At 49.4% G+C, this 18,748-nt stretch carries 16 protein-coding genes, 2 pseudogenes and 1 riboswitch; of the genes and pseudogenes, 15 read left to right on the forward strand and 3 right to left on the reverse strand.

Annotated elements, in window-relative coordinates:
• Positions 1-325: 325 nt before the first annotated feature.
• From EV294_RS27545 to EV294_RS27575, 7 genes and pseudogenes are all read left to right on the forward strand, one after another.
• Positions 326-2,641, forward strand: a pseudogene (locus tag EV294_RS27545) (DUF3427 domain-containing protein); the annotation flags it as partial.
• A gap of 12 nt (positions 2,642-2,653) precedes the next feature.
• On the forward strand, positions 2,654-3,052 hold the full coding sequence (mutT, locus tag EV294_RS27550) for an 8-oxo-dGTP diphosphatase MutT (protein WP_132312847.1): 399 nt from the start codon (positions 2,654-2,656) through the stop codon (positions 3,050-3,052).
• Positions 3,042-3,908 (forward strand): annotated as a pseudogene (locus tag EV294_RS27555) (phosphorothioated DNA-binding restriction endonuclease). The gene mutT and the pseudogene EV294_RS27555 overlap by 11 nt, the downstream one beginning before the upstream one ends.
• 191 nt (positions 3,909-4,099) lie before the next feature.
• Positions 4,100-4,861, forward strand: coding sequence for an NPCBM/NEW2 domain-containing protein (locus tag EV294_RS27560; RefSeq protein ID WP_132312848.1), 762 nt, complete (start codon positions 4,100-4,102; stop codon positions 4,859-4,861).
• A 266-nt stretch (positions 4,862-5,127) separates the two neighbouring features.
• Positions 5,128-7,836, forward strand: a complete 2,709-nt coding sequence (locus EV294_RS27565; RefSeq protein WP_132312850.1) for an alpha-L-rhamnosidase — start codon at positions 5,128-5,130, stop codon at positions 7,834-7,836.
• A 143-nt stretch (positions 7,837-7,979) separates the two neighbouring features.
• On the forward strand, positions 7,980-8,549 hold the full coding sequence (locus EV294_RS27570; protein ID WP_132312877.1) for an RNA 2'-phosphotransferase: 570 nt from the start codon (positions 7,980-7,982) through the stop codon (positions 8,547-8,549).
• A 2-nt stretch (positions 8,550-8,551) separates the two neighbouring features.
• Positions 8,552-9,337 carry a TatD family hydrolase gene (locus tag EV294_RS27575; RefSeq protein ID WP_132312852.1) on the forward strand — a complete coding sequence of 262 codons (786 nt, stop codon included), beginning with the start codon at positions 8,552-8,554 and terminating at the stop codon, positions 9,335-9,337.
• Between the two features lie 111 nt (positions 9,338-9,448).
• Here EV294_RS27575 and EV294_RS27580 read toward each other — a convergent pair whose 3' ends face one another.
• On the reverse strand, positions 9,449-9,736 hold the full coding sequence (locus tag EV294_RS27580; RefSeq protein ID WP_132312853.1) for a hypothetical protein: 288 nt from the start codon (positions 9,734-9,736) through the stop codon (positions 9,449-9,451).
• Between the two features lie 141 nt (positions 9,737-9,877).
• Between EV294_RS27580 and EV294_RS27585 the strand changes: the two genes are divergently transcribed.
• From EV294_RS27585 to EV294_RS27595, 3 genes are all read left to right on the forward strand, one after another.
• The gene (locus tag EV294_RS27585) at positions 9,878-10,774 is read left to right on the forward strand and encodes an ADP-ribosylglycohydrolase family protein (RefSeq protein ID WP_132312855.1); all 897 of its coding nucleotides are present in this window, start codon (positions 9,878-9,880) and stop codon (positions 10,772-10,774) included.
• Between the two features lie 169 nt (positions 10,775-10,943).
• Positions 10,944-11,144 carry a cold-shock protein gene (locus tag EV294_RS27590; RefSeq protein ID WP_012772304.1) on the forward strand — a complete coding sequence of 67 codons (201 nt, stop codon included), beginning with the start codon at positions 10,944-10,946 and terminating at the stop codon, positions 11,142-11,144.
• Positions 11,145-11,222: 78 nt separating this feature from the next.
• Positions 11,223-11,429 (forward strand): cold-shock protein, encoded by a 207-nt coding sequence (locus tag EV294_RS27595; RefSeq protein ID WP_132312856.1) that lies wholly within the window; start codon positions 11,223-11,225, stop codon positions 11,427-11,429.
• Between the two features lie 39 nt (positions 11,430-11,468).
• On the opposite strand, the gene EV294_RS27600 is transcribed toward EV294_RS27595, so the two are convergent.
• Positions 11,469-11,765 carry a hypothetical protein gene (locus tag EV294_RS27600; RefSeq protein ID WP_132312858.1) on the reverse strand — a complete coding sequence of 99 codons (297 nt, stop codon included), beginning with the start codon at positions 11,763-11,765 and terminating at the stop codon, positions 11,469-11,471.
• Positions 11,766-11,914: 149 nt separating this feature from the next.
• Between EV294_RS27600 and EV294_RS27605 the strand changes: the two genes are divergently transcribed.
• From EV294_RS27605 to EV294_RS27620, 4 genes are all read left to right on the forward strand, one after another.
• A complete protein-coding gene (locus EV294_RS27605; protein WP_132312860.1) occupies positions 11,915-12,736 on the forward strand; it encodes a (2Fe-2S)-binding protein in 822 nt (273 codons plus the stop codon).
• Between the two features lie 99 nt (positions 12,737-12,835).
• Positions 12,836-13,108, forward strand: a complete 273-nt coding sequence (locus tag EV294_RS27610; protein WP_243711821.1) for an SDR family oxidoreductase — start codon at positions 12,836-12,838, stop codon at positions 13,106-13,108.
• 15 nt (positions 13,109-13,123) lie between these two features.
• Positions 13,124-13,867, forward strand: a complete 744-nt coding sequence (locus EV294_RS27615; RefSeq protein WP_132312881.1) for an SDR family NAD(P)-dependent oxidoreductase — start codon at positions 13,124-13,126, stop codon at positions 13,865-13,867.
• A gap of 122 nt (positions 13,868-13,989) precedes the next feature.
• Positions 13,990-14,268 (forward strand): hypothetical protein, encoded by a 279-nt coding sequence (locus tag EV294_RS27620; protein WP_132312861.1) that lies wholly within the window; start codon positions 13,990-13,992, stop codon positions 14,266-14,268.
• 93 nt (positions 14,269-14,361) lie between these two features.
• Here EV294_RS27620 and EV294_RS27625 read toward each other — a convergent pair whose 3' ends face one another.
• Positions 14,362-15,477 carry a PdaC/SigV domain-containing protein gene (locus tag EV294_RS27625; RefSeq protein WP_132312863.1) on the reverse strand — a complete coding sequence of 372 codons (1,116 nt, stop codon included), beginning with the start codon at positions 15,475-15,477 and terminating at the stop codon, positions 14,362-14,364.
• A 1,032-nt stretch (positions 15,478-16,509) separates the two neighbouring features.
• Positions 16,510-16,697: riboswitch (cyclic di-AMP (ydaO/yuaA leader) on the forward strand.
• A 153-nt stretch (positions 16,698-16,850) separates the two neighbouring features.
• Between EV294_RS27625 and EV294_RS27630 the strand changes: the two genes are divergently transcribed.
• Positions 16,851-18,677 (forward strand): APC family permease, encoded by a 1,827-nt coding sequence (locus EV294_RS27630; protein ID WP_132312865.1) that lies wholly within the window; start codon positions 16,851-16,853, stop codon positions 18,675-18,677.
• Positions 18,678-18,748 lie beyond the last annotated feature (71 nt).

The following is an 18,748-nucleotide window of genomic DNA, read 5'->3' on the forward strand; positions in this document are numbered from 1 at the left end:
TTTTAGTAATGATAGATTTTTTATCCCTTCAAATGGATTAAGTAAGCTGACCGGGCATTACCAATATTAAAGCTTAACGAAAGCTATCTCCAAATCATCAAAAGAAGCTATAGTTTGCTTTCCCTTAATTGTCATTGCCCTTCCCGCTTGCTCGATTAGTTGCTCTTTCATTTTCTTCAACGTATCGGCATTGCAGAATGCTTCGTCGTCTTAAGCGATGCATAATACTGTCCTATGTTTTAATACAATTACTGATGTGTAACATCAACATAGAATACTGGATGGAATACACGCTTAATTGAATCTTCCGTTTTGCGCAGCCGATAATAATGCAGAGTTTTCCGAATTCTCAGGAGACAACCCTGCCCATGCGGAGCAACTCAAACAAGCTCTAGGCAAAAATCACTCCAAAGACCAAGCCCAAGACGCCATGTTCTTCAAGTTCAGCATCCAGCCTTATGATTACCAGAAAGAGATTCTTGAGAAGCTAGAGGCGGAGCGGACGTTATACGGCAGGCATAAGAACTTGCTTGTCGCTGCGACTGGTGTTGGGAAAACGGTTATCTCCGCTTTTGACTATCGACGATTTGCTCAGCGGAACCCGCAACGTGCACGGCTGTTGTTCGTTGCCCATCGTGAAGAGATCCTGAAGCAGAGCTTGGACACGTTCCGTTTTATTCTAAAGGATTTGAACTTTGGTGAGCTTCATGTAGGCGGCAATCAGGCGAAGTCGCTTGAGCATCTATTTGTAAGCATTCAGAGTCTTAACTCGATGAAACTAACAGAGGTTACAACTCCGGACTACTACGATTTCATCATCGTGGACGAATTCCACCATGCGGCGGCACCTTCTTATCAGAAGCTGCTCGGTCATTACCAGCCTAAGATTCTACTCGGCTTAACGGCAACCCCTGAGCGGATGGACGGCAAGGATGTGCTGCGCTACTTCGATGATACGATTGCGGCCGAGATCCGGCTGACCGATGCGATTGATCGGAAGCTGTTGTGTCCTTTTCAGTATTTTGGCGTGAGTGATCATGTGGATCTCTCGCAGGTGAAGTGGACAAGACGGGGATATGACCAGTCCGAGCTGGAAAATCTGTTTACGAACAATAAAATCCGAGCGACGCAAATCCTCAATAGCTTGAGGAAGTATGTGACCGATCTGGATGAGGTCAAAGGGCTCGGATTCTGCGTTGGCGTTGAGCATGCGCTCTATATGGCCAAGGTATTTAATGAAGCGGGCATTCCTTCGATTGCCTTGCATGGCGGCTCCAGCGATGAGGATCGGGATCAAGTGAAGGGCAGGCTGGCTCGCGGCGAGATCAAAATGGTCTTTGTTGTTGATCTGTACAATGAAGGCGTGGATATTCCAGAGGTGAATACGGTGCTGTTCCTGCGCCCAACGGAAAGCTTGACCGTGTTCCTGCAGCAATTGGGCCGGGGACTTCGCTTAGCCGAGGGAAAAGAGTGCCTGACCGTCCTTGATTTTATCGGGCAAGCTCACAAGGATTATAACTTCCACGACAAGCTGCGAGCGTTGCTCGGCAAGACCAAGCATTCCGTCCAGCACTATGTGGAGCATGGCTTTTCGAGTCTGCCTAGAGGCAGCTTTATTCAGCTGGAGAAGGTCGCTCGCGACTACATTCTGCGGAACCTGAAGCAAGCAACCAATAATCGTCGAAGTCTCATCCACAAGATGAAGTATTTTGAAGGCGATTCGGGGCAAAAGCTTACTATAGCGAATTTCCTACGTTATCACGGCATGAGCATTTATGAGTTTTACGGAGGCCGAACCGGTAACCGTACTTTCCGAGGGCTAATGGTGGAGGCGGAGCTTCTTGAGCCATTCGAGTTCGAAAATGGAGATTATTTAACGAAGCGAATTCCAGCGCTGCTAAGCCTCAACTCCCGGAGATTGCTGAGATTCCTCATCGCTTATCTCTCGGGCGAACAACAAGCGACTACCGAAGAAGAGCAGCTTATGCTGAATCTTTTCTTTTATACGTTTTACCGGTCTGAGCCTAAGAAAAATGGTTTCGATAGCATCGAGGATGGCATTCGTTTCATTGTGGCTTGTCCGCAGTTCCGTGAAGAGCTGCTGGAAATTCTGCAATATAACGAGTCGCATATTAGCTTCGTGGATGAGTCGAATGCCTTCCCATATGCTTGTCCGCTAGATGTGCATTGCAGCTATTCGACGGATCAGGTGCTGGCCGCGTTTGGTTATTGGAATGAGACGAAGTCACCGGCTTTCCGCGAAGGGGTAAAATATTTCGATGATAAAGAAACGGATATTTTCTTCATCACGTTAAATAAGTCGGATAAAGATTTTTCGCCTTCCACGTTATATGAAGACTATGCGATTAACGAGCGGTTGTTCCATTGGCAGACGCAGAGCCGCACGTCGGAAGAGTCGAAAACCGCACAAAGATATATTCATCATCGCAAGCTTGGGACTCGTATTGCTTTGTTTGTTCGGGAATACAAGGAAGAGAACAACTACACTTCTCCGTTTATTTTCCTAGGCGAAGCGGAGTACGTCAGACATGAAGGCAATAAGCCGATGAGCTTCGTATGGAGGCTCAAGACTGAAATGCCGCCAGCCCTCGTGCCAGCGGCGAATAAAGCGATTGTTTAGGACGTGAATGACATGATCGAGGTTGCGGCAGCTATTATTGAGAATGAGCAAGGTCAGATTCTGATCGCGAGAAGGAAGCAAGGGAAGTCTCAAGCGGGGATGTGGGAGTTTCCCGGCGGGAAGATTGAAGCGGGCGAGACGGCCGAGGCTTGTCTGAAAAGAGAGTTGCTCGAGGAGATGCATATCGAGATTAACCCCTATGCTTATTTTGGCGTTAATGATCATCACTATGGGACAACCCATATTAGGCTGATCGCTTATAAAGCAGCTTTCGTCAGCGGTGAGATCGTGTTGGTGGATCATGATGAGTACCGCTGGATCACCGCTGCGGAGCTCGGGGAGTTTACCTTTGCTCCGGCGGATATTCCGTTTGTTGAGATGCTGGAGGAAGGAAAGCAGCATGGAGGTTAATGAGCTTAAACAAAGAATCGCGAACCTGTCCATCTGGAAAAAGAACGGGCAACGCGCTCCGCATAAGCCATTGTTAATCCTGTTAAGCTTAGCTCAATTTCAACAGCAGCATACCGTTTTGCCTTATGAGACGGTGAGAGAGAAGCTGAAGAAGCTGCTTGTTGAATTCGGCCCGGCGAGAAAGTCGTACCATCCCGAGGAGCCTTTTGTCAGGCTTTCTACGGATGGGATCTGAGAGCTTAGTCAGTCCGTGGATAAAAAGAACTTTTCAGATAAGCTGCTGCTGACAGAGCATGTATCCGGTGGTTTTAACAACGAGGTGCTTGAGCTACTTCGCAGCAATAGCTCCCTTATTCAGGAGCTGGCGGAGATCCTGCTAACGGAGCATTTTCCAGATAGTATTCATCAGGATATTCTGGATGAGATCGGACTCGACTTCTCCATGAAGCGGAAAAGGCCGCGTGATCCAAACTTTAGAGATCGCATTCTGAAGGCTTACGAATACAGCTGCGCGGTGTGCGGTTTTAATGTACGGCTGGGTAACAACCTGGTCGCCATAGATGCTGCCCATATCCAATGGCACCAAGCCGGCGGACCAGACAAAGAGGATAACGGAATCGCCTTATGCTCTTTGCATCATAAGCTGTTCGACCGGGGCGTATTTACGGTAACCGAAGAGCGGGAGCTGCTTGTTGCGGAACAAGCCCATGGCACCAATGGTTTTAATGAGTGGCTCATGAGATACCACGGTCACAAGGTACGTGAGCCAATTAACCCGGACTATATGCCGAAGGATAACTTCGTCCATTGGCATTTCCGTGAGGTGTTTAGAGGCCCGGCAAGGTATAAGGTGTAAAAATTCTCCTTTACAAGCTCAAACAGTATTATGGAGAAGTTCGATTAGCCTGTTGACAAATGTCAGCAGGCTTTTTTATTTGTAAGCGAGTTTTTTATTGCGTGATATTAATCATTAAAGTAATTCCCTATTAAAAATTTCCATTAATTAGCCGATAGGTATTTTTGAATACAAATTATGGGGGAATTAACATGAAAGACAAATTTAAAGGTTTATTCGCAGGTTTGTTAGTGGGCACAATGGTTACGGGGGGAACTATTTATGCTGCTAATACCAAGAGCATTCAAGTTACTTTCGATAATTTAAAATTTATGGTAGATGGGGTACAAAAGAAGTCTTCCTCAGGACAACCGTTCTTCTACCAGGGAACAACTTATGTTCCATTGCGATTTGCAGCGGAAGCTACCGGGAAAGATATTCAATATGACAGCAAGAACAAAACAATCTGGATCGGAAAAAAGGTAGGAAGTTTTAAATATTTATCTGAAATGGATTATGCTCGAGCAGAAGGAATTGCAACAAAGATGGATACTTCAGGCTTTTACCAACAGTTTTTTATTAATCAATGGAATGATACTTGGAATAACAAGAAAGGACCTTTAAAGATAGCTGGCAAGGAGTATCTTCACGGTTTTGCAGCTGACCTAGGTCGTGTTTACTCAGAAGAAACTGCAATCCTCTATTATAATTTAGATGGAAAATATTCTAAACTAACGGGATTTGCCGGTATTGATGATGTCTCTAAAAATTCAGCAAGTACGGGCTATTTGACCATTTATGGTGACGATACAGAGTTGTATAAAAGTAAAGGATTAATAGGGGGAGACTACGCTGAACCTGTAGATATTGATTTAAAAGGAGTCGCAAAGCTTAAAATTGAATTTAGCATTGATATGAATGATGATAACGATTCTGCGGCAGTAGATTTCGTTGAGGCAAAAATAATTCAATAGATTAGAGTACTTGTTTATCTTATTTCTCTAAGAAGGGTAGTTTAGTAAAAATCTTCCTATCTATCCTTACAGCAGTCTAATTGTGTCACGCTAATCAGGGTATCTGATTTTGCGTGACATTTTTTTGTTGGTATGAGTTTTGTGGTTTATTGAGATTAGTTAGTATGTTATTATGGCTGTGATATCCAATATATTTGTATACTAACTAATTAATCCTGAAAGCGAAAACATAGTCACTCATCCATTAATAAAAGGGGACTACGATCATGCAAAAAATCGTTCGATTACACTGCGAATATAATCATAACCCCATCGGCATACAAACAGCTCAGCCTCGCTTCAGCTGGGAACTCGAATCCTCCAAACGCAACCGGAGGCAGGTTGCATACCATATTATCATATCCGAGAGCGCAGCGAATGCGCTCTCCGGGATTGGAGAGCTGTGGGATTCCGGCAAAGTCGAATCTGCGGAGACCTTTCACATTGAATATGCTGGCAACCCACTCACTAGCGGACATCGTTGTTACTGGACGGTCAGATGCTGGGATCAGGATGGAGAGCTATATGAAGCTGAAGAGGTTGCTTTTTTCGAGATGGGTATCCTGAGTCCGGATGAGTGGACCGCGCAATGGATAGGTGCAGACGAGACGATTGCATCACCGTTATTCCGAACGTCTTTCCACATACATAAAGTAGTTAAACAGGCTTCCATTTCGGTGTCAGGATTAGGCTACTTCGAGTTGTATATGAACGGCGAACGATTCGGCGATCATGTTCTTGTTCCGAACTGGACGGATTATGATGAGCGCCAGATCGAAGGGCTGCTGTATCCTTTTGACGATCAGACCTCTAAGAGAGTTAATTATCTTCAGTACGCTGTAACGGACAATATTCAGCAAGATGAGAATACGATTGGAGTAATGCTGGGGAATGGCTTCTACAACCAGACGGAGAGAACGATTGAAGGAAAAATGCGATATGGCGCTCCAAAGTTCATTTTGCAGATGGCCTTAACCTACGAGGATGGTACGGTGGACTACATCCGCAGCGATGACAGTTGGAAATGCAGCTCCGGGCCCATTGTGTTCAATAATGTTTTTTACGGGGAGATCTATGATGCGAGGCTGGAGCAGCCAGGTTGGAATGACCGAGGATTCGACGATTCGTCTTGGGAACAGGCCCGCTTGGTTCGTTCTCCGAAGGGCCAACTGACGGCTCAGACTTCGCTTCCGGATAAAAAGATCAGCACGCTCAAACCAATCTCCCGAGCCGAGCCCCAACCTCATACTTACCTATTCGATTTCGGCCAAAATTTCTCGGGCTGGGTACGAATTCGCATGCAAGGAGATGCTGGGCAGCAGATTACGCTGAAGTTCGCGGAAAATCTCGGCCCAGATGGTGGGCTGGATACGCTGAGCTGTGGTGGAGACGATCAGCTTCAATCCGATACCTACATCATGAAAGGCGAAGGTATAGAGCAATATGAACCTCGATTCGTCTGGCATGGTTTTCGTTATGTGGAGGTCACCGGATATCCCGGTGAACCGAACCTCACGGATCTTGAAGGCATTGTTGTTCATGCTTCGGTCGAGCCCATTGGCGAATTCGCTTGCTCTGATCCTTTACTCAATCAAGTGCAGAGCGCTTATCGTTGGTCACAGCTTACGAATATGCATGGCGGCGTGCCAAGCGATTGCCCGCATCGCGAGCGGCTTGGATACACGGGGGACGGACACCTGACGGCGGAGGCGGCGAGTTACAACTTTGATATGGCTGCATTTTACGCCAAGTGGATTGGAGACATCGGCGATTCGCAGAACAAACGGACCGGCTTTGTCCCTCATACGGCTCCGTTCAACGGCGGCGGAGGTGGAGTCGCATGGGGGTCCGCCTACATTATTACGCCGTGGACGATGTACCGTATGCATGGGGATCGGCGTCTACTCGCTGAGCATTATGAAGGGATGAGAAGCTGGATCAGTTATCTAGGTACGCGAAACCGCGGAGGGTATCTGGTTGAATTCGAAGAACCGGACAGCTGGTTCCTGGGGGATTGGTGTATCCCGGGAACAAATGAGCTTCCTCCAACGCTAGTGAGCACGTTCTACTATGCCTACACGGTGAAAATGATGTCCAAGGCTGCCGCGGTGCTTGGTCATGAAGAGGACGCCCTACAATACGCGAAGCTGTTTGAGCTCATCTGCAAAGCGTTTAACGAGGCGTTTTTTGACCGCGAAACCGCCACTTACTCTATAGGTCGGCAGGGTGCGGATCTGTTCCCGTTGGTTCTCGGCTGCGTTCCCGAGGGTTACGAGGATCAAGTGTGGGAGCGGGTGCTGAGGCATTACCGGGATGATGTAGGCGGGCATTTGGATACGGGCATATTCGGGACATTCTTCTTGTTTGACCTTCTTAGCGAGAGGGGGGAGACGGATCTGGCGTTCAAGATGGTCACGGCAAAAGACTACCCCGGCTACGGCTATATGATCGAAAACGGCGCCACCACCCTGTGGGAATCCTGGGACGGACATGACTCCCATAATCATCCGATGTTCGGAAGCGTCAGCTCCTGGTTCTACAAGCATGTTGCTGGATTAGCTCCGCATCCGGATTCCGTAGCATTCGGGCAGGTTGTCTTTAAACCGTTCCAAGCCGCGAATTTAACCCACGCCTCTGCATCGGTGCATACCATTCGCGGCCAGTATGCCGTGCGCTGGTCCAGAGAAGGCAGCAGCAGCTGGGCTTGCGAGATTCAGATCCCGCCTAACGGCTCGGCAGAGGTTTATTTTCCTATCCAAAGCCGCAATGCCCTTATAACAGCCATTTTCGAAAAAGGATACAACCGAACCATATGGCCGTCATCTGATACAGCTCAATCACCGGATATGATCCAATGGAGGGCGGAACGTAACGATATCGTTGTCACCCTAGGTTCAGGTCGATACGAGTTTAATGTGACCGTGAATCCCATGTAAAATATCGCCTGAGCCATTTTCTAATGGGTTCAGGCTTTTTTATAGGAACGTTTGGCTAAATCCAATTCACCCATCCCGCGTCTTGCATGGAGAGGGTATAATGAAATTATTGGGAGTTAAATGGAGAAAGCGGAGTGAAAGCCATGCTGAATCAAGCCATGGAGCAAAGCTTAAGTAAATTAATGACGAAGATTCTTCGGCATACGCCGGAGCCGTTTGGGGTCAGCCTTGATCCGGAGGATGGTTCCTGCGGGATAACTGTTCTAATAGAGGCGATACAAGCTCAGCCGAAATGGACCGGGATTACGATTGAAGATATTGAGCAAGTTGTCCGCAACTCGGAAAAGCAGCGTTTTGCCATCGAGAATGGACGTATACGGGCAAGATACGGGCATAGTCATGATCGAGTGCAATATACGGCGGGCGAACCGCCGGCTGTTCTTTATCACGGGACGAACAGGAAGGCCTTGCCTTCCATATTAGGAGAGGGGCTCCATCCGATGAGCCGCCAGTATGTGCATTTGTCGGAGGGAACTCATTTTGCAACGATGGCGGGGAGCCGCAGGGGAGAGCTTGTGATTCTGCAGATTGATACTACGCGAGCAAAAGAAGCGGGTATCGTCTTCTACTTTGCAGGCAACGAGGTATGGCTGGCGGACCGTGTTCCGGCGGCTTGCTGCTCGGTTTTTGAACCGGAAAAAGGGGGTAGATAACCATGACGAATTCCATTATAGATATCGGCGTAAACCTGATGCACCGATCTTTTCATGAGGATCGTGACCAGATTGTGGCCAGAGCGGCGGAGAACCAAGTGACGCCTCTTATCATCACCGGCACCAGTCTAAGGAATAGTGTGGAAGCGGCTCGATATGCCGGGAGGTATGCCGGGAAGCTGTACTCCACGGCCGGTGTGCATCCGCATGATGCGAAGAATTGTGATGAAGGGACGATTTGCAAGCTGCGCGAGTTGGCGGCGATGCGGCAGGTCGTTGCGATTGGGGAGTGCGGGCTGGATTACAATCGGGATTTCTCGCCGAGGGATGTGCAGCGAAAATGGTTCGGGGAGCAGATTCGTCTGGCGCTTGAGCTGGATATGCCGTTGTTCCTTCATGAACGGGAGGCTTCGACGGACTTTGTTGGGATGTTGAAGGAGCATGGCGTGCAAAATGCAGTCGTGCATTGCTTTACCGGTACGCTGCAGGAGCTGAAGACGTATCTGGAGATGGGCTGCCATATCGGGATTACGGGATGGATTTGCGATGAGCGGAGAGGCAAGCATCTCCGGGATCTGGTGCGGATTATTCCGCTGGACCGGCTCATGATCGAAACGGATGCGCCGTTCCTGACGCCGAGGGATTTGAAGGAGAAGCCGAAGGACGGAAGGAATGAACCGGCTATTCTGCCGCATATATTGCAGGCGGTTGCGGAGTGTATCGGGAAACCGGCGGATGAAGTGGCACGGGCAACTACGCAGACGGCGAAGGCCTTTTTCCGCATCTAAGCATAGGGAAAAAGAAGCGCCGGGCTTCCCATGGCCGACGCTTCGCGCTTATTACCGTCTTTGAAACTTGAAACCTACCCCTTACGCCTGATCCCTAAGGCAAAGGTTTTCTCATTTTCTTTTATACCACTTGGCCCACTCGTCGATAACCTCTTCTCTAGTCATTGCCAGGTCTCTTGCCCATCGGGATGTCTCCCATTCTTGAATAGCTTGTTGCTTCGTTTTATAGAAGCGGTAATCGCAAATATTCCATGGACAGTACAGCTTCCGGTACCATTTTCCGTTTGAGATATCCGCAGTGAAGCGGCGTACGGCCTTTGCGGCTTGTCTTTTAGCCCAGATGGCATTTGGTGTACGCTGTTCCGTCCACGCGGGCGATTTCTTGAAACTTCTGCTCATAAGCTCTAACCTCCTTAGGGGGAAGCTAGAGGCCGTCTAAAGTCTTCATTGGGTCACCTCAATTCAAAGCTTGTTACAGATTGCCTATAATAACGCACCGGATAGGAAAATGTTTCTTAGATAAAGGAGGAACATCTCGTTATGGATCTGTTCAATAAAATCAAAGGCGGGTTATATGGCGTTGCTGTTGGAGATGCGCTTGGGGGAACGACGGAATTTATGACCGCCCGCGAGATCAAGCATCAATACGGTTACCTAACCGAAATCATCGGCGGCGGGGTATGGCAGCTTGCACCGGGCGAAGTGACGGATGATACGATGATGACATTATGCGTGGCCGAGGGGATTCTGGATAATCCGGCAGCTCCTGTGGAGTCGATTGGACGGCATTTTCTGAACTGGCATCAATCCAAGCCCAAAGATATCGGGAACACGATTCTTCATGCTTTTCACAATTACGAGGGAAATTGGTTCGAGGCGGCTTTCCTGACGGATCTGGATCTCGGACAAAGCGGCGGCAACGGTTCGTTAATGAGATGTCTGCCTGTGGCTCTGGCTTACCGGAAGCTAACGGATATCGAGCGGGTGTCCAGACAGCAGTCGAAAATGACTCATTACGATGAAACATGCAATGAGGCTTGCATCATCTATAATCGAATAGCTTACCGGCTGCTGCAGGGCGAGGAGCTGAAGCATGCCATACAAAAAGAAATTACCGGCACCAAATACGAGGATATGCTGACGAATGCACCCAACTGCGAGCCGAGCGGTTATGTGGTTCATACCTTCCGGTGGGTTCTTCATCTTCTTCTTCATTCCTCGAGCTTTAGCGGGGTCGTGCAGGAAGCAGCCAATTTAGGAGGAGACTCGGACACCATCGGCGCTATTGCCGGCGGTCTTGCAGGTATCGCTTGCGGCTATCCAGAAATCCCCTCTAATTACTCGAGTGTTCTGCTCGTTAAGGACCGATTAGATGAGATTTCAGAACGTTTGTACCGTATTCGAAATTATTTTCCTAATGGATTCCATTGGTATTAGCTATTTCCATTTGGATGTGCTATAATGAATTTATTAAACGTGACCTGAATTCACATCTCGTAGAGGGTTATTTTTATCAAAGGAAATAATCCTGCACGATATGTGAATTTTTTATTTTTTGAACAAAATAAGAATGTCATGTAAATCATATACAAGGTGGTAATTGAACATGGAACAAGGTACAGTTAAATGGTTTAACGCAGAAAAAGGATTTGGCTTCATCGAAGTTGAAGGCGGCAACGACGTATTCGTACACTTCAGCGCTATCCAAGGCGACGGCTTCAAATCCCTTGACGAAGGTCAACGCGTTGAGTTCAACATCGTACAAGGCAACCGTGGTCCTCAAGCGGAAAACGTTGTAAAACTGTAGGATTACGTAAAAAATGCCCCGGACTTCAAGGTTTGGGGCTTTTTTCATTATTACAGATCAGAGGAAAGAGGGATATGAATGTATTCTCGGAAAAAGACGGCTGAAGAACTGCCTACTGAATTAACAGTGGTATGGTCATGCTCTAGCGAGCAATGCAAGGGATGGATGAGGGATAACTTCTCATTATCCGAAGCTCCCGTGTGCTTCCTATGCCAATCCCCGATGATCAAGGAAGAACGAATGCTGGCTGTGGTGGCGAATACGAGCTACAGCTATCAGAAATAGAAGAACGAAAGCATCTCCTTAGCCGGGAGATGCTTTTTTTCATGTCCGGGCCGCCCCGCGCCCAATTCCCGCAACCATCCGCGCAATGCCGTACACCATCAAGTACCCCGTGCTGAAGATAAAAGTCGGCGATCCCAGCACCGAGTGGATCTCGGTCATGTAGATGGTATTGTCCATAATGGTCCGGGTGGCGGATGTGGCGATAACGGTGGAGGCCAGGAAGATGGCGATGGCGGCGAGACCGCCAAGGACGGATTTGCCCGTCTGGCTCCGGTAACTGATCCATCCGACAATGGCCGCGGCTATGGCGAGCCCTGCTCCGATGATAAAGATCATAAGGTTCACCTCTACCTACAGCTTTAGGCAAAAGGGCGATTCTTATGCGGTTCTAAATTGACAGCGATTATGAGAATCGTTATCATATAAGAGGATTCTTTACATAGGATGAAAGAGGCAGTCTGGCGGGCCGGAGGCCTAGGGAAATTATGAAACGGAGGTCGGAGACGTTGTTCGATTTTAGTCTCGTAAAGATGTATTATCATATTTCGCCCGAGGGGGCGGAGCATCCGATTTACGATATACCGGCAACGGGCTTTTTTGACCCGGCCACCCTGCAAGAGGCGCTTCAGCGAAGCGGGGAGACGGTACAGGCGACCTCGAATGCGCTGCCGGCGTCGTTCATCGGAACTTCCCTGTGCAAGGTGAGCATCGTACAGCTGCTGTTCGCTTCGATGTATAATCAGCTGCTCGATATGTACCCGGACAATATCAATTACCAAGTGGAGATGCATGACGATCATGCCCATCTTGGTTATAAAATAAAAGAGCTACGCTCCATTCCGGTGCCAACGGAGCCCGAGGAACGCAAAGCCTTCCTGCTTCAACACTGGGCGGAATATTTCACGAATTTCGTTACGCCTGCGATTGAGGCGATCGCAGGCGCCGGTGACTTGAAGCCGGATGCGATCTGGCAGCAGTTCGGCGGCCAGCTCAAGATGACGCAGGATTTTATCGCGGAGCACATGCAAATGCCTCAGCTCACGGAGCAATTCCTGGCGGACGGCAAGCTGCTTGCGGAATTCCTCGATCCTGCCTTGTTCAACCGCAGACGCAATCCGTATTATCTTGCGAATCCGCGTTACGTGGAGAACCCGTATAAGCCGGAGGAGAAATGGCTCATTCCTTCTTCCTGCTGCATGTACGACCGCCGCGAGAACGGAACCAAATGCTACACATGCCCGCGTATGACGAGCGAGGAGCGGGAAGCGAGAAAATGCGAAATTCTCGCGGAAGCCGCAGTGCACTAATCTCTTCTTCGGCAAAAAAGAGTATCTTCCCGGTTATCCCGGTGGAGATACTCTTTTTTCTTTTATCCGTTATCCTCTCGCAGGTAGGAGTGCTCGCTATTGAGCAGCTTCTTCAGGTCCCCGCGGATGAGGTATCGTCAATTTGACCTTAACCAAGGAATTGCCGATGGTAATGGTACCCATAATTCCGTAGTTGAAAAAGCTGCGCTCCGGGCGATGACGAAGGATGCAGCGATGGAATTTGCCATTCACGGCGTACGGGTCAACTCGATTCATCCGGGGTACATTAATACGGCTATGCTTGAATGGGCTCCAAGATGGTTTTCGATGGAGGCGCAATGGCTAGATAAGCAATTATTTATTCTTATATAAGAGGTGGCTTTCATGATGCGTTTCGAAAACAAAGCAGCAATCGTTACCGGCGGAGCAAGCGGCATTGGGGAAGCGACCGTCCGTGCATTTGCGGCCGAAGGAGCGAAGGTTGTCATCGCGGATTTCTCGGACCGCGGCGCAGCGGTATCCGAAGAGCTGAACGGTCAGGGCTTCGATACCCTATTCGTAAAAACAAACGTAGCCGAAGAAGCAAGCGTTAAGGCGATGGTTGCCGCAACGGTGAAAAAATACGGCAGGCTGGATATCCTGTTCGCGAATGCCGGCATTGGCGCGCAAGGCGTTACCCATGAGCTGTCCATGAAGGACTGGCAGCGCATGATCGACATCAATCTGACAGGCGTTTTCCTGTGCGATAAATACGCGATTGACCAGATGCTGAAGCAGGGCACTGGCGGCGTAGTCGTGAACTGCGGCTCGATTCATAGTCATGTAGCCCGCAGCACGATTCCGGCTTATTCGGCGGCGAAAGGCGGCGTGAAGCTGCTGACGCAAAGCACGGCGATTGCTTACGCGCAGCAAAATATCCGCGTAAACGCCGTTTGCCCGGGTTATATCGATACGCCGCTTATTCAAGGCGGCAGCGAAGAGGCGCGCCAATATCTGATTAATCTGCATCCCATGGGCCGTCTCGGCAAGCCGGAGGAAATTGCGAAGTCGGTTCTTTTCCTCGCAAGCGAGGACGCGTCTTTCATTACGGGTACGACACTGACCGTAGACGGCGGTTATACGGCGCAATAACGATCAATGGCGGCGACCCCCCTATCCATTTGGTTAGGGGGCTTTCTATGCGGGTTTTTGAATCTGGCTCCCGGAATGGTACAATAGTCCAAGAATTTGAAATTCGAGGAGCTGTAATAACCATGAGCGAACTGAATGAACAAGAATTGGTGAACTATCTGGCGGAGAAGACCAAGGTATCGGCTGAAACGATCAGCCTGGTGCTGAAGCACGAGCAGGCTTTTATCGATAAGGCGCAAAGCTCGGCTAAAGGTCAAGTGATCGATATCGACAGCGATGAGCTGGTCGATTATGTGTTGAAGCAGCGCGACGTGAAGCTGGACGAAGTAACCGTCGAGAAAATTCTCGATATGGAGATGGATTATCTCGTCGAGAACGGCTTTGCGGAGCATGAAGACTAATCGGTTAACCTAACGCCGTAACGAAGAAGAAGGCCATCTGCCCGTTTGGGGCAAATGGCCTTTTTATGTTCCCATGTTATTGCGATACAGCGGCTATCCTTTAATCGTTACCGAATTATCGCTTTTATTGTTCTTCAGATCGAGGTGAAGAATTCTGCTGAAGAATTCATCCGGCACATAGAGCGAGCCTTTCATTAATTTAGGCGCGGCAAACAGCTGAATCGGAGCCATTTTGTTAATGGTGTAGCTGTTTTTGCCTACGATTACCGAAGTCCATTGCGCATCGCGGGAGATTTCCGCGCTTTGCGTTTTGTTGCTCCATTTTACCTTGTAGCCCAGCGCTTCCGCAGCTTTACGAAGCGGAATGTAATGGGCGCCGTTCGGGCCAGCCGTCAGATCCTTGGTGGACAAGGTTAAGATTGGGCCGACCGATGTGGTGGCATCTACCGGAATGTTGATGATGCCGCCGGCATAAGGCGCAATCTCGTATTGCTGGAACACCAGATTGACGATACCTTTGCCGTCAACGAAATAAGTATGATCAGCACCGATTTTGAACGTTGTCATGGCGTCCGGGAAGAAGTTATCCGGGTTTTTGCTGATGGCGTAACGCACCGCGCTGTTGGCTGCCGCAAAGCCGCCGTCGCCAAGCGCCTGCTCAAGCGTCAGCTCGGCAGCCTGCTGGCTGTTTACGATATTGTAGCCCTCTACGGCAGTACCGCCATGGGCGCCGCCCATGTACTCGTAAGTAGACACGGTGAACGAGACGATACCCTTCGCGGCCGTGCTGCCGTCGGCTTTCAGCTCGTAGGCTACGTTAAGCTCATAAGCACGGAACGGATAATCGTTCTCTGCGGCGGACTTTTTGTCATCGGCCGCCATAGCCTTTAGCTTGTCGATTTCTTTGGTCGCTTTTTCCTCGATGGTGGCGTTTAATTTATCTTGATAGGCGGTATCGAGCATACCGCTGATCACAGGAACGGAGATTTTTACGGTAAGCAGATCGGAGGTTTCCTCAATTACTTTCGTTGTTACTTTAACGGCTTGCGTATCGGGAAGCAATGCGCTGATTGGCACGGTTGTGATCGGTTCGTAAGTGACGGCAACAGGTGCGGCAGTAGATTCCGCTGCCAGGGCAAGCGCGGGAGTACAGGCAAGCAGGCAAGAGCCGGCAACGGCAATAGTAAGCATTTTGAAAGGTTTTTTCATGATGGGTGGCCTCCTCAATATAGGTTCGGAAATTGAAATCACCAAGTAGACGGATGAGTGTATCGAAAAGTTTCATTGCTTAACTAATTTATATTCCGGCCGATCGGAGACGTCTCCTCCCAAGGTGATCGGTATCCTTCGGGCGTCTTTAATGGTAAATTCGCTTTAATGCCCCGAGTAGTTAAGGCCGTTAACAATCTTGACTGTTTTAGCCAGGAACTCGTGCGAGAGCAAGAAGGGCGGAATCCGTTTAAGCAAAAGCATCAAATAGATCTCTTCGTAGGCAAACCCGAGATTGGGGTAGAACGATGAGGCCTCTTGTATATCTTTAACCAGCAAAACGATGGATGAACCCGTAAAATCCTATTTAAATCCAATCTAGCCTTGTCAGATTAAACGGTTGAAGAGCGGCAGGGCCGGAGCGTAGCGGAAGACATGCTCGCTCAGAATCGCAGCGCTCGCCTTTGTATCCGGATTTCTACCGCTCAGCGGTATATTCAAGGAAATCAGGGTACAACAGCGATCGAAGGAGCATGTCTTTTGCGCGGCGACAATGCCCGCCAATCACTACGCTATTCAAGCAAATAGCCGATTGACGTAACCAACACCGGGGCAGCCGCAGGCGAAGAGGTTGTCCAGCAATCCAGCAAGGCTAGACGCGATGCGGGCGAATTCCATGTCTTTGTAGGCCCTAACAGCCGCGATGCGGAAGCCAAATCGTTCCGTCTTACGAAATAAAAGCAAAAAAAGCGCGGGCCAGCCACAGGCAGGTTTGCGCTTTTTTTGCTTACAGCGACTTTAATAGAGCATGCCTATCAGATAATAGCCAATCTCCACTGACATATCAGGGATTATCTGCCGATTGCACGGTAAAAGAAAGCATGGCGGTTTATTTCGGACATTCCGAGAGCGAACTAAATATGTATCCGCATTCATGAGCGGAAAACAGACTAATCTGCCCTTTTTCGCTTGTATATCATGGTTTACAGGAAAGGGGAAACGGGTCTATGATCAAATCTGCAAAACTTCATATGTTCGTATTCGCTGAGTTTCCGTTAGAAACGGAAAGCAGGGGAACCAAATGCGATAGGCAGGAACGTTTATGCTTGTCGCCGGGGTGAATCGGCATGCCGGCCGCAATGTTGCGGCAGCAGGCCGTAGGGCGACTCTAGACGCCCGAATCCGTCAGCTAACCTTGTAAGCGTTGATAGAGAGGGTGAACTTCGGTTATTTACGGGCCGCGGGAGGATACTCTGCGGTCTTTTTTCTATGCGTAGAAAAATGAAAAGGTGGTTACATTAGCACTGATAAGTGTTTGAGTAGCCAAGTATCCAGGTATTAGATGTTTAACTTCAACTTTGGCGGTGACCTGTGTGTTTACTCTTATCAAAAGATTACTGATCGGGCGTCCCCTCAAGTCCACGGAATTAGGGGAACAGAAGCTCATTAAGACGAAGGCGCTTGCGATCCTGTCCTCGGATGCCTTATCATCCGTCGCTTACGGGCCAGAGCAGATTTTGCTCGTCTTGATGACCGTTAGCGCAGCGGCGTTTTGGTATTCCATTCCGATTGGTGTCGGGGTGCTGGTCTTATTAACGGCACTTATCCTGTCTTACCGGCAAATCATATTTGCCTACCCGCATGGCGGAGGAGCGTATGTCGTATCGAAGGAAAACCTCGGGGTATTCCCGGGCCTCATATCCGGCGGCGCTTTGCTGGTCGATTATATTTTGACCGTAGCGGTAAGCGTCTCGGCGGGCACGGACGCGATTACGTCGGCTTTTCCAAGCCTGCATGAGCATTCGGTACTGATCTCTATCCTGTTTGTCCTTTTTATTACGATATTAAACCTGCGGGGCGTGACGGAATCCGCGTCTATCCTTGCTTATCCCGTTTACTTGTTTGTGCTGGCGATTGTTGTCATGGTCATTGTAGGCTTGTACAAAATCGCCTCCGGCGACGTATCGCCTGCGCTTCACACCTCGTTAGGCACGCCGGTTGCGGGCATCAGCCTGTTCCTGCTGCTCCGTGCGTTTGCATCCGGCAGCTCGGCCCTGACCGGGGTTGAGGCCATCTCGAACGCCATTCCGAATTTCAAGGATCCGGCGCCGAATAATGCGGCCAAGACGTTGCTGGCGATGGGCGGCCTGCTCTCGATCCTGTTCTCGGGCATCGTGTTCCTTGCTTACTACTACGGCGTCTCCCCGAAGGAAGACGTGACGGTTGTATCGCAGATTGCCGAGGGGATATTCGGACGCCATACGATGTATTATTTTATCCAGGGTACAACGGCGCTTATCTTGATCCTGGCGGCGAACACCGGTTACTCCGCCTTCCCGCTGCTTGCGGTTAACCTGGCGAAGGATAAATTCATCCCGAGAATGTTCACGGCACGCGGTGACCGTCTCGGTTACTCGAACGGCATTATCAGCTTGGGGATTCTGTCCATCATCCTGATCGTTGCGTTCCAGGGCAAGACCGAGCACCTCATCCCGCTGTATGCGGTTGGCGTATTCATCCCGTTTACGCTGTCGCAGACGGGGATGCTGGTCAAATGGTTCCGCCAACGGCCGAAGGGCTGGGTCGGCAAGTTCACAATCAACTCGATCGGCGCCTTGATCAGCTTTATCGTAACGATCATGTTCTTCCTGACGAAGTTCGAACAGGTATGGTCGATTCTGATCTTCCTGCCGCTTATTATTTTCGTCTTCCACCGGATCAAGAAGCATTACGAAGCCGTGGGCGAGCAGCTTCGCCTCGCAACCTGCGAGCCTGTGATGCCGATAGAAGGCAACGTGATGATTTTGCCGGTTTCGGGGATTACGCATGTGGTGGAGCATTCCATTCTGTATGCCAAGTCGCTGAAGGCGGAACAGATCATTGCCGTGTACGTTCCTTTTGAGAAAGAGGATGAAGCCATCTTCGAAGAAAAGTGGGAGAAGTTCCAGCCGGATGTCCGGCTTGTAACCCTGCATTCGCCTTACCGCTCGATCTCGAATCCGCTCTTCAAGTTTATCGATACCGTGCAGCGCAAGGCGAGCGAGAACAATTACCAGGTAACCGTCATTATTCCGCAGTTTATTCCGAAGAAGGGCTGGCACAACATTTTGCATAACCAAACGAGCTTGATGCTCCGTGCCCAGCTGCTGTACCGCAAGGATGTCATCATCACTACCGTGCCTTACCATTTGAAAAAATAGCGAAAAGCCTCGGTCCCGTCGGGACCGAGGCTTTTTTAATGGTGCAGATTGGGTTAGCTTAACGATGCCAC

Source organism: Paenibacillus sp. BK033 (assembly GCF_004345425.1).
GTDB lineage: Bacteria > Bacillota > Bacilli > Paenibacillales > Paenibacillaceae > Pristimantibacillus.